Below are 12,968 nucleotides of genomic sequence, written 5' to 3' on the forward strand. Positions count from 1 at the left end.
TGGTCGTCAAGCGAGGAAGGGCGGACGGCTGTGGTGGCGGACGAGAAGAGCGAGGGCGGCGGCAGCTTCCTGCCCGCGAGCGTCGAGGCCGCCTGGGGGCTGCGGGAGCGCCCCTCCAAGGGCCCCAAGCCCGGCCTCACCCTCGACCGGATCGTGACGACGGCCGTGGCCGTCGCCTCGGCGGAGGGCCTCGACGCGCTCTCCATGGGGCGGATCGCCAAGGAACTCGGCGTCTCGACCATGTCCCTCTACCGCTACGTCGGCGCCAAGAGCGAGCTGTACGTCCTCATGCAGGACGCCGCCAGCGGCCCGCCGCCGGCCCCGCTGCCCGCGGGGACGGGCTGGCGCGAGGGGGTCGAGCACTGGGCCTGGGGGCTGCGTGAGGTCTACCGCGGCAATGTGTGGATGCTCCGCATGCCGCTCTCCGGGCCGCCCGCGACACCGAACACGGTGGCTTGGTGGGAGCAGGTCATGGTCGCCCTGGAGGGGACGGACCTCGACGAGGGGACCAAACTCTCCGTGGTCATGCTGGTCTCCGGCTTCGTCCGCAACGACGTGCTGATGATGGCCGACCTGGGGTCCATCGTCGGGGCGGACCCGGAGCGCACGGTGGAGGCCCTCACCCGGTACGGCCGCACCCTCCGGCGCCTCGCCGACCCCGAGCGCTTCCCGGCGGTCGCGCGGATGCTGGAATCCGGCGCGATCGAGAACGAGGACGACCCCGACGACATGTTCCGCTTCGGCCTCGCGCGGATCCTCGACGGGGTCGCGCTCCTCGTGGACGGGGCGGGCTCCCGGTGAGCGGGCTGCGCGAACGCAAGAAGGAGCGGACCCGGCAGGCGCTGTCGGACGCCGCCGTCGCCCTGTTCCTGGCGCGGGGCTTCGACGCCGTCTCGGTGGCGGAGATCGCGGAGGCGGCGGACGTCTCCAAGCCGACGCTCTTCCGGTACTTCCCCGCCAAGGAGGACCTGGCCCTCCATCGCTTCGCCGACCACGAGGACGAGGCCGCCCGGGTGGTGGCGGGCCGCCCCGCGGGCGACTCGCCGCTCGACGCGCTGCGGGCGCACGTCCTCGACGGCCTGGCGCGGCGCGACCCGGTCACCGGGCTCTGCGACCACCCGGCGGTCCTCGCCTACCAGCGGCTGCTGTACGGCACCCCCGCGCTGGTCGCCCGGATGTACGCGTACCAGGGGCGCTCGGAGGCGGCGCTGGCCAAGGCGCTCGGCGGCGACGCCGTGGACGCGCGGGTCGCGGCCGGTCAGATCGTCGCCGTGCTGCGGATCCTCGCCGAGGAGAACGTGCGCCGGATCGGCGCCGGGGAGAGCGCGGACGGCCTCTACGAGGAGGCGGTGGCGGCGGTGGAGCGGGCGTTCGCGGGGCTGCGGCGGGGGCTGCCGTACGCGTAGCCGGCGGCGCGTGGCCGGCCGCGGTTCTTCGGGGAGGGCGTCAGTCGAGGACGTGCCGGAGGTAGGACCGGGGGTCGGCGAGGTAGCGGCGCCAGTGGTCGACCAGCGCGAGTTCGCTCCAGGTGGTCCGGCGCAGCCCGTGCTCGCCGACCTCGATGATGTCCGCGCCGGGCAGTGCGGTCAGCAGCGGCGAGTGGGTGGCGCAGATGACCTGGCCGCCGTGCTTCACCAGCTGGTCGATGTGGCCGAGCAGCTCCAGGCAGGACGTGAACGACAGGGCGGCCTCCGGCTCGTCCATGACGTAGAGGCCCGCCTTGAGGAACTTGCCCCGGAACGCGGCGAGGAAGCCCTCGCCGTGGCTGACCGAGTCCGGCGCGAACCCTTCCCTGTCCAGCGCGTCCAGGGCGGTCTCCGCGCGCAGGAAGAACCCCTTCCGGGCGGCCCAGCTGCCCAGCATGGCCCGGCCGCGCGGCGCCGCGTCGAAGCGGATCCGCTCGCCCAGCAGCGACTTGGGGCGGTGGCTGGCGTACCGCCAGTCGTGCGAGCCGCCCCAGGAGTCCAGGCCGAAGCCCTCGGCGAGGGCCTCGACCAGGGTCGACTTGCCCGAGCCGTTCTCCCCGACGAGGAACGTCACCGGAGCGGTGAAGCGCACACCCTGGGCCATGAGATCGCGCACGCACGGGACGGACCACGGCCACTCGTCGTCGTTCCGCACGTCCACATGGGCGTATGCGCGTTCGATAATCATGTCGGGGAGTCTCTCACGGCCATCCTGGCCATATCCGGCCAATCCTGGCGCCGCTCGGCGTCGTGGGCGCGCCTCAGCCCGCCTGGCCGAGAGCGTCGCGGAGGGTGCTCTCGATGTCGTACTGGACGCGCTGGACGCCGCTCCCTCCGCCCTGGGAGTTGGCTTCGTACGCCTGGCCGGCCAGCCCGTGGGCCCGGTCGAGCAGGTGCTGGATGTGGCCGGGGCAGACGCCCGCCGCTCGCGTGATGTCGTGCATGGTCAGTTCGTTGGCCCGGGCGGCCCCGATGGGGTCCGACGCGTCGACCAGGGTGATGGCCTGGCGATTGCGGTCGATGGCCAGGTTGATCGCTGCCTGGCACTGCGGATCGGCCTGGACCGTCGCGGCTCCGGCGGCGACCGAGGGGGAGGGTGACGCGAGGGCCTGGGGCGCGGCGGCGAGGGCCGCCGTGGCGGCGAGTGCCGTGAGGAGCAGGGTGGCAGGGGTGCGGGAGTGGCGGGGTCGCATGAGGCTCCTTGGGGGGTGTCGGAAACGCCGGAACTGGTGTGAATCATCGGTCCGATCGGTGGGTGTGTGGGGTGATTGGGACCCATTTGGCGCCATGACGCCATGGCGCTACCCAGTAAAAAAAGTTACCAAGTAACGCCATTCGTCTACGCTGGACCCATGACGACGTCACTCGCCCCCGACCCCGCTCCCGATCCCGGCCTCGATCCCGCCCCCGATCCCGCCCTCGCCCGCGAGCTCCGCCGCGAGCGCGCCCACCACGACGCCTGCCGCGCCGCCCTCGCGCGGATGGCCGAGGACGTCGCCGAGCAGGTCGTCACCGGCGAGGACGTCGCCGCCTCCGGAGCCGACGCCGAAGTGCTCGGCCGTCACCTGCGCAGCCGGGCCAAGGAGTTCGGCGAGCAGCCGCCCGGGCCGCTGTTCTTCGGGCGCCTGGACCGTGAGGACGGCCAGAGCCACCACATCGGGCGCCGCCGGATCGCCGAGCACCCGGCCGAACCGCCCCTCGTCGTCGACTGGCGCGCTCCCGTCTCCCGCGCCTACTACCAGGCGGGCGCGCACGACCCGCAGGGCGTGGTGCGGCGGCGGCGCTTCGGCTGGGCTCCGTACAGCGCGGGGGACACGGCCGACCTGACCGGTCTGGAGGACGAGCACCTGGTGTCCGGAGAGGACGTCGTCAGCGCGATCGTCGCCGGGGAGATCGAGCGGCCGCGTGTGGGTCCGATGCGGGACATCGCGGCCACCATCCAGCCCGAGCAGGACGACCTGGTACGGTCCGGGCCCGGCACCTCGGTGTGCGTGCAGGGCGCCCCCGGCACCGGCAAGACCGCCGTCGGCCTGCACCGGGCCGCGTACCTCCTCTACACCCACCCGCAGCGCGTCCGCCGCTCCGGGCTCCTCGTCCTCGGCCCCAACCGCACGTTCCTGTCGTACATCTCCGAGGTCCTGCCCGCGCTCGGCGAGACCGGGATTCGCCAGTCGACCCTCGACGAGGAGATCGCCCGGCACGAGGTGCGGGCCGTCGACGGCGAGGCGGCGGCGCGGGTCAAGCACGACGTACGGATGGCGGAGGTGCTGCGGCGGGCGCTGTACGCGCGCGTGGCCCTGCCCGACGGGGAGCTGGCCCTCGCGGACGGTCCGCTGCGGCTACGGCTCCCGGCGGAGGTGCTCGCCGGGATCGTCGCGGCCGTACGCGAGGAGGCGCCGCCCTACGCGACCGGCCGCGAACGCGTCCGGGCCCGGGTCGTCCGCGCACTCCAGCTCCGCGCCGAACGGCGGGCCGGGCCCCTGGGCGGTGCCTGGGCACGCCGGGTCGAACGGGCGCGCCCGGTCTCGGCGTTCGTGGACGCGTGCTGGCCGCGCACGACCCCCGAGGAGGTGCTCGCCGCCGTCCTGGCCGACCCGGACGACCCGCTGCTCACGGCCGGGGAGCGGGCGGCGATCCGGTGGGCGAAGCCGCCCCGCTCTTTCCGCTCGGCGCGCTGGAGCGCGGCCGACCTCGTGCTCCTCGACGAGGTGGCCGGGCTGATCGAACGCCCCGAGTCCTACGGCCATGTCGTCGTGGACGAGGCCCAGGACCTGTCGCCCATGCAGTGCCGGGCCATCTCCCGCCGCGCGGACTTCGGCGCCCTGACCGTGCTCGGCGACCTGGCGCAGGGCACGACTCCCTGGGCTGCGCGGGACTGGCGCGAGCAACTGGCCCACCTGGGAAAGCCGGAGGCGGAGATCGTGCCGCTGACCACCGGCTACCGGGTCCCGGCGGCGATCGTCGACCTCGCCAACCGGCTGCTGCCGGAGCTGGGTCTGGGCGCGGACGTGCCGGCGGGGGTCTCGCTGCGCCGGGACGGGGAGGTGCGGCTCTGCCGGGTCGCGGACGTGGCGACCGGGGTCGTGGAGGCGGTCAAGGGGGCGCTCGCGCGCGAGGGTTCGGTGGGGGTGATCGCGGCGGACGAGCACGTCGGACCGCTGACGTCGGCGCTGGAAGCGGGCGGACTCCTCCGCGCCGGGGGCGATGGGGGAGCCGGAGGAGCCGAGGCCACCGGGGGCACCGCGGATGTCGTTGCCCCCGAGAGTGCCGGGGAGCGGCTGTCCGTGCTGCCCGCGCGGATGGCCAAGGGTCTGGAGTACGACCATGTCGTCGTCGCCGAGCCCGCCGCGATCGTGGCGGCCGAGCCGCGCGGCCTGCACCGGCTGTACGTCGTCCTGACCCGGGCCGTCTCGCGCCTCGACGTCGTCCACGGCGAGCCGCTGCCGGACTATCTTGCCTCCTGACGGCGCTTCAAGCCCAGGTGTGGGCGGAGCTTTTGGGCCGATCGGACCCCGCGCGAACTGCAAGATCATCAAGGTGCAGAATGACCCGTATGTCGATAACGAACACCCCGCAGACGGCAACGATCGACGACGCACCCCTGATCGGTCGCACCCTCACCCGCGCCTTCGACGACGACCCGATGATGCGCTGGTTCTTCCCCGACGACGCCTCCCGCGAGGCCTCGCTCGGCCGCTACTTCACCACCCTCTTCACCCGGCAGTACGTCCGCCACGCGGTGTGCGAGTGCACCGGCGCGGCGGCCTCCTTCTGGGTGCCGCCGGAGGCGGCGGCCAAGGCCGTCCCGGACGCGGAGACCATCCAGGAACTCACCGGCATCCTGGGCGACCGGGCGCCGGTCTTCGGCGCCGCCGTCGAGGAGGCCGGGAAGCACACGCCCCAGGAGCCCCACTGGTACCTCGCCCTGATCGGCGCCGACCCGGCCGCACAGGGCCAGGGGCACGGAGCCGCCCTGCTCCGCTCGGGCCTGGCCAAGGCCGACGCGGCGGGGATGCCCGCCTACCTGGAGTCCTCCAAGCCCGACAACCTGCCCTTCTACCGGCACTTCGGCTTCACCGTGCGCCAGGAGCTGCAGCTTCCCGGGGGCGGTCCTACGCTGTGGGCGATGTGGCGCGAGCCGAGCCGGGACGCTTCGTAGCGTCGGCTCCCCAGGCCTCCTGAAGAGCCGTCAGGAGGCCTCGTACGGCGGGCAGGGCGCGCGAGGACTCCCGTACCGCCGCGTGGATCGAGCGGACCGGCTCCGGCCCCCGGAGCCGGCGGACCACCACGTTCGGATGGCGACTGCCCAGGCCCATCAGCGGCACCAGGCTGATCCCCAGCCCGGCCGCGACGAAGCCCTGGGCGGTCGCGTACTCCTCGCACTCCACCGCGATGTCCGGAGTGAAACCGGCCGCCGCGCACGCCTCCAGAACGGCGTCGAGACAAGGGCCCGGGCGCTCGCTGCCCACCCACGGCTCGTCGGCGAGCTCGGCCAGGTCGACCACCCGGCGGTCGGCGAACCGGTGGCCCTTGGGGAGCACGGCGCGGTAGGGGTCGTCGGCGAGGTGGACCAGGCGGAGCCCGTCCTCGGTGGCCGCGCCCCGGGGCCGTACGACCAGGGTGACGTCCGCCTCCGGATCGGTCCTGGCGCCTTCGGCGATCCTCAGGTCGACCCGTACGCCCGGGTGTTCGCGGCGGAACCGGGCCAGGGCGGGGGCGACGAGTTCGGCGCCCGCCGTGGCGAAGTACCGCACCGCCACCTGGCCGGTGCGCCCGGCCCGCAGGTCGGCGAGGGCGGTCTCGGCCTCGGCGACCCGGCGGCCGATCAGCTCCGCGTGCTCGGTGAGCAGCACCCCCGCGGCGGTGGGCCGGACGCCCCGGCCGTGGCGTTCGAGCAGCGCGATGCCGGCCTCCTTCTCCAGGGCGTTGATCTGCTGGCTCACGGCGGAGGGGGTGTAGCCGAGGTTCGCGGCGGCGGCCGTGACGGATCCGCTGGTGACGACGGCCCGGAGCACCTGCATGCGTCTCACATCGAGCATGTAGCAGAGCTTAACGCTGGATGCATGATTCTTCGCTTGTCCTGTCGGGTGGGTGCGGGGACCGTGGAGCCCATGACATCGGCGACGCGTACGGGCGTACGTATGGGCGTGCTGGCCCTGCTCTGGGGCTCGGCCTTCCTCTGGATCGAGCTGGCTCTCGCGCACGGCCTCACCCCGGGGTGGATCACGTTCGTCCGGTGCCTGCTCGGGGCGGGCGTGCTGCTCGCGCTCGCGTACGCGGCCGGTCAGCGGCTGCCGCGGGACCGGCGCACCTGGGGGCGGTTGGCCGTCGCGGCCTTCTTCTGCAACGCGCTGCCGTTCCTGCTCTTCGGCATCGGGCAGCAGACCGTCGACAGCGGTGTGGCGGGCGTCCTGAACGCCACCACCCCGCTCTGGTCCCTGCTCATCGGCGTGGCCCTCGGCACGGAGCGGCCGATGTCCGCCGCCCGGCTCGCCGGTCTGGTCCTCGGCTTCGCGGGCGTCCTGCTGATCTTCGCCCCGTGGAGCGGGGAATCGGGGCTGCTGAGCGGGGGAGCGCTCGCGCTGCTCGGCGCCTCGGCCAGTTACGCGGTGGCCTTCGCGTACATGGCCCGCAAGCTGGCCGGCGGGGGCACCGCACCGATGGCGCTGTCGGCGGCGCAGCTGCTCGCGGCGACTGCCCTGAGTGTGCCGGCGCCCTTGGCCGGGGGCGCGATGGCGGTCTCGTGGGCGGGGGTCGGGGCGGTCGTCGTGCTCGGGGTCTTCGCGACCGGGCTGACCTTCCACCTCAACTACCGGATGATCGCCGAGGAGGGCCCGACGAGCGCCGCGACGGTCGGCTATCTGCTGCCGGTGGTGTCGGTGGCGCTCGGGGCCCTCGTGCTCGACGAGCCGTTGACGGTACGGGTGGTGGCGGGGATGACGGTCGTGCTCGCGGGGGTGGCCCTTACGCGACGGGGGCCGCGACCCGCCCCTCGGACGCCTTCCGGATGTCCTTCGGCTGCCGCAGGACGGTGAGGGCGACCGCGAAGGCGGCGACGAGGAGACCGGCGCCGACGCCGAAGGCGAGGTGGTAGCCGCCGGTCAGGGCCTCGGCGGCGGGTCGGCCCGCCGCGGTGAGGGACTCGGTGCGGGCGGCGGCCAGGGTGGAGAGGACCGCGATGCCGAGGGCCATGCCGATCTGCTGCGTGGTGTTGAAGAGCCCCGACGCGAGGCCGGCGTCCTCCTCCTTCGCGCCGGACATGCCCAGCGAGGTGAGCGCGGGCAGCGCGAGGCCGAACCCCGCGGCCAGCAGCATCACGGGCAGCAGATCGGTGACGTACGAGGCGTTCACCGGCACCCGGGTGAGCAGGCCGAGCATGACCACGAGCAGCCCGAGCCCGGTCAGCAGCACGGCGCGTTCGCCGAAGCGGGCGTTCAGTCGGGCCGAGACGCCCAGGGACACCGCGCCGATGATCGCGGCGGCCGGCAGCATCGCGAGACCGGTCTCGGCGGCGCCGTACCCGAGGACCTTCTGCAGGTGGAGGGCGACGAGGACCTGGAAGGAGAAGAGGGCGGCGACCATCAGCATCTGGACCAGGTTGGCGCCCGAGACCCGGCGCGAGCGGAGGATCCGCAGCGGCATGAGCGGGTCGGCCGCCCGGGCCTGGCGCAGGACGAAGCCCGCGAGGAGGGCGAGGGAGAGGGCGCCGAGGCCGAGGGTGTGGGCGGAGCCGGCGCCGTACTCCTCGATCGTGACGACCGCGTAGATGCCGGTCATCAGGCCGGCCGTGATGAGCGGCGCGCCGAGCAGGTCGACGCCGCCGCGGCCCCGGCTGTCGCGCGGCAGGGCGCGGAGGGCGACGAGGAGCGTCGCGGCGCCGATGGGGAGGTTGATGAAGAAGATCCAGTTCCAGGCGAGCGCGTCGGTCAGGATCCCGCCGAGGACCTGGCCGATGGAGGCGCCGGCGGCCCCGGTGAAGCTGAACACGGCGATGGCGCGGGCGCGTTCGCGGGGCTCGGTGAAGAGCGTGACGAGGATGCCGAGGCTCACGGCGGAGGCCATCGCGCTGCCGACGCCCTGCAGGAAGCGGGCGGCGATCAGGACCGCGGGGGAGGTGGCGACACCGGCGAGCAGGGAGGCCGCGGTGAACACCCCCGTACCCGCGAGGAACATCCGTCTCCTGCCGATGAGGTCGCCGACGGGTCCGGAGAGCAGGAGCAGCGAGCCGAAGGCGATGAGGTAGGCGTTCACCACCCAGCTGAGGCCTGCCGGGGTGAAGCCGAGGTCGCCCTGGATGGCGGGCATGGCGACGGTGACGATGCTCCCGTCGAGGACGGTCATCAGCATCCCGGTGGCGAGGACGCCGAGGGCGAGGGAGCGGGCGCGGGAGCCGGACTGGGCGGTGCGGGCAGCGGGGGCAGCGGTGTTCATGGGTCTCTCCTGTGCGAGGGAGGCAACAGGAAAGACCGTAGCAGATAGTTCCGTTGCAGACTATCTTTTACGGTTCGAGGGTGCGGATGGTCCGCGGTCAGCCCTTCTGGCGGGCCCGCCGGGCCGGTCGCGCACTCTCCACCGGGGTCTCCAGATGGCCCGTGACCAGGTGGTTCAGTGCGCTCAGCAGTACCTCGCGCTCCTTGTCGGGCAGCGAGGCGAGGGCGCTCTCGTGCACCCCGTCGACGATCTTCTGGCTCTTCGCCGCGACCTTCGCCCCCTCCTCGGTGACCGCGATGATCCGGGCCCGCCGGTCGGTGCTCGACGGCCGGCGCTCGGCCAGCCCGGCCGCCTCCAGCGCGTCGACGGTGACCACCATCGTGGTCTTGTCCATGTCCCCGATCTCGGCCAGCTGCGCCTGGGTGCGCTCCTGCTCCAGGGCGTGGACGAGGACGCAGTGCATGCGCGGGGTGAGCCCGATCTCCCCGAGCGCGGCGCTCATGCGGGTCCGCAGGACGTGGCTGGTGTGGTCGAGGAGGAAGGAGAGGTCCGGTTCGGTGCGGGCGGGTGCCATGGCTGTCATGTCAGCCAGGGTAGGTGAAGTCGGTCCGTCGTGGATTATCAGGAAGCGGACGGGATCGCGTACCGCAGGGCGCCCTCGGGCGGCGAGGCTGCCGTGTGCGAGGGGGCGGCGTGCTCGGTGGAGGCGTGCGAGGAGGCGGCGACGTGCTCGGTAGGGGCGTGCGACGCGGCAGCCGCGTGCTCCGCGGCGGCGTCGATGACCTCGTCCAGGACCTCGCGGGAGCGGACCAGGTCGCCGATGAGCCGGTCGATGCGCTCCCGCTCCTCCGTGAGTTCGGCGACGAGCCGGGACGTGGCGATCCGCGAGGGCCCGCCGTCGGCGTCCCGCATGCACGGCAGCAGCCGGGCGATCTTCTTGCTGTGCAGACCGGCCGCGTACAGCGCCTGGATGCGGATGACGCGGTCGACCGCCCAGTCGCCGTAGCTGCGGTGCCCGCCGGGCGTCCGCTCGGCGGCCAGCAGCCCCTGCATCTCGTAGTAGCGCAACGAACGCTCGCTGACTCCGGTGCGCCGCGCCAGCTCCCCGATCCGCATCCCTGTCTCCGCCCCCCACGCGATGTTGCGCACGCGATGTCCCGCCCGTGGTGCCCGCGGGACTTGAATCTGACACCGATGACAGCTTCTACGGTACCGGCATGACGACGCACATGATCATCGAAACGGCCCGCGACTCCCGTCTCTTCGAGGAGGCCCGCCTGGGCGAACTGACCCTGCCCAACCGCCTGGTGATGGCCCCGATGACCCGGAACCGAGCCGGCGCGGACGGCGTGCCGGGGGAGCTGATGGCGACCTACTACGCCCAGCGCGCCTCCGCCGGACTGATCGTCGCCGAGGCCGCCACGCCCAACGCCGTGGGCCTCACGTACCCGAACATCCCCGCGATCCACGGACCCGAGCACGTGGCGGGCTGGCGGCGGGTGACCGAGGCGGTCGCGGGCGCGGGCGGGCGGATGTTCCTGCAGCTCCAGCACGGCGGCCGGATCGGGCACCCGGACAACAGCGGGCTGACCCCGATCGCTCCCTCGCCGGTACCGCTCCCCGACCCCATCCACACCCCGAGCGGCTTCCAGGACCCCGTCGTACCGCGGGAGATGACCCTCGACGAGATCCGCTCCACGGTCGCCGACTTCGCCGTCGCCGCGCGCAACGCCGTCGCGGCCGGTTTCGCGGGTGTCGAGGTCCACTCGGCCAACGGCTACCTCCTGCACCAGTTCCTGGCGAAGAACACCAACCGCCGGACGGACGCGTACGGCGGCGCGGTGACCGGACGGGTCCGGTTCACCCTGGAGGTGGTCCGGGCGGTCGTCGAGGCGATCGGCCCGGAGCGGGTCGGGGTGCGGATCTCCCCCGGGCTGACCGTCAACGGCATCGAGGAGGGCGACACCGACGCGCTCTACCCGGCGCTCGTCGGCGAGTTGGCGGAACTCGACCTCGCCTACCTGCACATCGTGCACGCCGACCCCGACAGCCCGCTCTTCCGGACGATCCGCGCCGCCTGGCCCGGCAGGCTCGTCGCCAACCCCGTCCTCTCCCGCGAGGCGGTCGCCGAGGGCGGCCGCGCGGAGGCCGAGGCGCTGCTCGCGACCGGCGCCGACCTGATCGCCCTCGGGCGTCCGTTCCTCGCCAACCCCGACCTGGTCGCCAGGCTCCGTACGGGCGCCGCGCTCAATCCCGTACGGGACCGGTACCTGATGTACGCGGGCGGCGAGACCGGCTACACGGACTACCCCGCGCTCACCCTCACCGGACGGTAGCCGTGGACTGCGCGCCGAGCGCGGGGCTCACCGGGCGGTGGCCGTGGACTCGGAACCGGGTCCCGAGCCCTCGCCGCGGCCCAGGAGTTCGGTGATCCGGAGGAACCCGTCGCCGCCGTGGCCCTCCGCGATGGCGCGCCGGGCGAGGCCCTCGGCCGCGCGCATCACGCCGGCGTCGATGCCGTGCGCCTCGGAGGTGTGGACGATGTGGGCCATGGAAGAGGCCGAGGAGGTGAGCGGGTTGTCGGCGCCCGAGTAGATCTCGTCGTCCACGTCCGCCGCGCCGCCTTCGAAGATCGGCGGCAGGATCGCGCCGATGCCCCGCGCGAACGGCGCGAGTTCCCGCGCGGTGATCCCCTCCGCCTTGGCGACCGCGAGAGCGTGGGCGTACCCCGCCATGGAGGTCCAGAAGATGTCGAGCAGCGCGATGTCGTACGCGGCCGCCCGGCCGGGCTCCTCGCCGAGATGGGTGTGGGTGCCACCGAGGACGTCCAGTACGGGACGGTGCTCGTCGTACAGCTCGGCCGGGCCGCTGTGCAGGAACACCGCGTCAGGGGTGCCGATGGTGGTGGTCGGGGTCATGATCGCACCGTCGAGATAGCCGATGCCGTGCTCGGCCGCCCACGCGGCGGTGGCGCGGGCCCGGTCCGGGGTGTCGGCGGTCAGGTTGACGACCGTCCGCCCCTTGAGCGCGCCGGTGACCGCCTCTCGGCGCAGCACGGCGTCCACCGCGTCGTAGTTCACGACGCAGACGACGGTCAGCGTGCTCGCCGCGACCGCCTCCTCCGCCGAACCCGCGCCGATCGCGCCCCGCGCGACCAACTCCCCGTCCCGGCCCGGCGTCCGGTTCCAGACGGTGGTGCGCACTCCGGCGTCGAGGAACGCGCCCGCGAGGGCCCGGCCCATCGGCCCGAGGCCGAGCACGGTGACGGAGAGGGGAGCGGTGCCGGGGGCGGTGGACTGCTCGGTGGATGAGGACATGGTTCAACTCCCGTACGTACAGTGATGATCAGTGAACAAAGGGGGGGCGAGGATGACGCGTGGTCGGGCCCAGGACACGGAGGTCTGCGGGGTGACCGCGGCGATCGCGGTCATCGACGGCAAGTGGAAGACGACACTGCTCTGGCAGCTAGAGTCGGGCCCGCGCCGCCCGGGCGAGCTGCGCCGCCTGCTGCCCGGTCTCAGCGAGAAGGTGCTGACTCAGGCGCTCCGCGAGATGGAGACCGACGGGCTGGTGCACCGGCGGGTGTACGACACGCTGCCGCTGAAGACCGAGTACTCGCTGACGGCATTCGGAGCGGAGCTGGCGACGGCCCTCGCGCCCCTCTCCGACTGGGGGCACCGCAGGCTGGAGATGCTGGAGGAACAGTCTCGGGAGTCCTCCCGCCTCGCCGAGATCCGCCCGGCCGCCTCCTGACGTATGCGCACCGCTCCTCCTCCCTTCGCCGGCTCCACCAGCTTCGCCGCCGCGCGACTCGCCGCCAAGTACCCACAAAAAAGTGGCTGCATGAGGGCGAGGGAGTGGGGTCTGCGCACGCTCGGGACCCCCGGACAGGATCCCCGTACGGGACCCCCGGAAATGACAAAAGGCAAGGGGTACGAACCCCTCGCCACTCTCAAGATATAGCGCACCGGGGGCCTTGCGGCAAGGCCCCCGGTGTGGTGCAGAATCGTCGACCTGAGCCGGAAGCTTCCGAATTGCCTGCTTTGTCGATGTTCTCTGGGGGAGCCATGC

13 protein-coding genes and 1 pseudogene are annotated in these 12,968 nt (G+C 73.3%); 7 read left to right on the forward strand and 7 right to left on the reverse strand.

All coding sequences use genetic code 11. The features are described 5' to 3' along the window. Nucleotides 1–33 precede the first annotated feature (33 nt). Nucleotides 34–801, forward strand: coding sequence for a TetR/AcrR family transcriptional regulator (locus AB0E14_RS27670; RefSeq protein WP_362423706.1), 768 nt, complete (start codon nucleotides 34–36; stop codon nucleotides 799–801). Next, nucleotides 798–1,406, forward strand: coding sequence for a TetR family transcriptional regulator (locus AB0E14_RS27675; RefSeq protein WP_362423709.1), 609 nt, complete (start codon nucleotides 798–800; stop codon nucleotides 1,404–1,406). Before AB0E14_RS27670 ends, AB0E14_RS27675 begins: the two co-directional genes overlap by 4 nt. A gap of 40 nt (nucleotides 1,407–1,446) precedes the next feature. Here AB0E14_RS27675 and AB0E14_RS27680 read toward each other — a convergent pair whose 3' ends face one another. Continuing rightward, nucleotides 1,447–2,154 carry an AAA family ATPase gene (locus AB0E14_RS27680; protein WP_362423712.1) on the reverse strand — a complete coding sequence of 236 codons (708 nt, stop codon included), beginning with the start codon at nucleotides 2,152–2,154 and terminating at the stop codon, nucleotides 1,447–1,449. Between the two features lie 73 nt (nucleotides 2,155–2,227). After that, nucleotides 2,228–2,659 carry a hypothetical protein gene (locus AB0E14_RS27685; RefSeq protein ID WP_362423715.1) on the reverse strand — a complete coding sequence of 144 codons (432 nt, stop codon included), beginning with the start codon at nucleotides 2,657–2,659 and terminating at the stop codon, nucleotides 2,228–2,230. A gap of 159 nt (nucleotides 2,660–2,818) precedes the next feature. On the opposite strand from AB0E14_RS27685, the gene AB0E14_RS27690 reads away from it, so the two are divergent. Then, complete coding sequence (locus tag AB0E14_RS27690; RefSeq protein ID WP_362423718.1) at nucleotides 2,819–4,930, forward strand: AAA family ATPase; 2,112 nt, start codon at nucleotides 2,819–2,821, stop codon at nucleotides 4,928–4,930. Nucleotides 4,931–5,010: 80 nt separating this feature from the next. Beyond that, nucleotides 5,011–5,625, forward strand: coding sequence for a GNAT family N-acetyltransferase (locus AB0E14_RS27695; RefSeq protein WP_362423721.1), 615 nt, complete (start codon nucleotides 5,011–5,013; stop codon nucleotides 5,623–5,625). Here the strand turns inward: AB0E14_RS27695 and AB0E14_RS27700 are convergent. Beyond that, on the reverse strand, nucleotides 5,579–6,505 hold the full coding sequence (locus AB0E14_RS27700; RefSeq protein WP_362423725.1) for a LysR family transcriptional regulator: 927 nt from the start codon (nucleotides 6,503–6,505) through the stop codon (nucleotides 5,579–5,581). The two genes, AB0E14_RS27695 and AB0E14_RS27700, sit on opposite strands and share 47 nt — an antisense overlap. A gap of 72 nt (nucleotides 6,506–6,577) precedes the next feature. Here AB0E14_RS27700 and AB0E14_RS27705 point away from each other — a divergent pair, with 72 nt between their 5' ends. Continuing rightward, nucleotides 6,578–7,501, forward strand: a complete 924-nt coding sequence (locus AB0E14_RS27705; RefSeq protein ID WP_362423728.1) for a DMT family transporter — start codon at nucleotides 6,578–6,580, stop codon at nucleotides 7,499–7,501. Here AB0E14_RS27705 and AB0E14_RS27710 read toward each other — a convergent pair. From AB0E14_RS27710 to AB0E14_RS27720, 3 genes and pseudogenes are all read right to left on the reverse strand, one after another. Further along, complete coding sequence (locus AB0E14_RS27710; RefSeq protein ID WP_362423731.1) at nucleotides 7,431–8,897, reverse strand: MFS transporter; 1,467 nt, start codon at nucleotides 8,895–8,897, stop codon at nucleotides 7,431–7,433. The two genes, AB0E14_RS27705 and AB0E14_RS27710, sit on opposite strands and share 71 nt — an antisense overlap. 97 nt (nucleotides 8,898–8,994) lie before the next feature. After that, nucleotides 8,995–9,480 carry a MarR family winged helix-turn-helix transcriptional regulator gene (locus tag AB0E14_RS27715; protein ID WP_362423734.1) on the reverse strand — a complete coding sequence of 162 codons (486 nt, stop codon included), beginning with the start codon at nucleotides 9,478–9,480 and terminating at the stop codon, nucleotides 8,995–8,997. A 182-nt stretch (nucleotides 9,481–9,662) separates the two neighbouring features. Further along, nucleotides 9,663–10,013: pseudogene (locus AB0E14_RS27720) on the reverse strand (MerR family transcriptional regulator); the annotation flags it as partial. Nucleotides 10,014–10,114: 101 nt separating this feature from the next. Between AB0E14_RS27720 and AB0E14_RS27725 the strand changes: the two are divergent. Continuing rightward, entirely contained in the window at nucleotides 10,115–11,233 is a 1,119-nt protein-coding gene (locus AB0E14_RS27725) for an alkene reductase (RefSeq protein WP_362423737.1), read from the forward strand. Between the two features lie 27 nt (nucleotides 11,234–11,260). Here AB0E14_RS27725 and AB0E14_RS27730 read toward each other — a convergent pair whose 3' ends face one another. Then, complete coding sequence (locus AB0E14_RS27730) at nucleotides 11,261–12,214, reverse strand: NAD(P)-binding domain-containing protein (protein ID WP_362423740.1); 954 nt, start codon at nucleotides 12,212–12,214, stop codon at nucleotides 11,261–11,263. Nucleotides 12,215–12,266: 52 nt separating this feature from the next. On the opposite strand from AB0E14_RS27730, the gene AB0E14_RS27735 reads away from it, so the two are divergent. Beyond that, a complete protein-coding gene (locus AB0E14_RS27735) occupies nucleotides 12,267–12,650 on the forward strand; it encodes a helix-turn-helix domain-containing protein (protein ID WP_362423743.1) in 384 nt (127 codons plus the stop codon). The last annotated feature ends 318 nt before the right edge of the window (nucleotides 12,651–12,968 follow it).

The organism is Streptomyces sp. NPDC047981, from assembly GCF_040653315.1.
Taxonomy (GTDB): Bacteria; Actinomycetota; Actinomycetes; order Streptomycetales; family Streptomycetaceae; genus Streptomyces.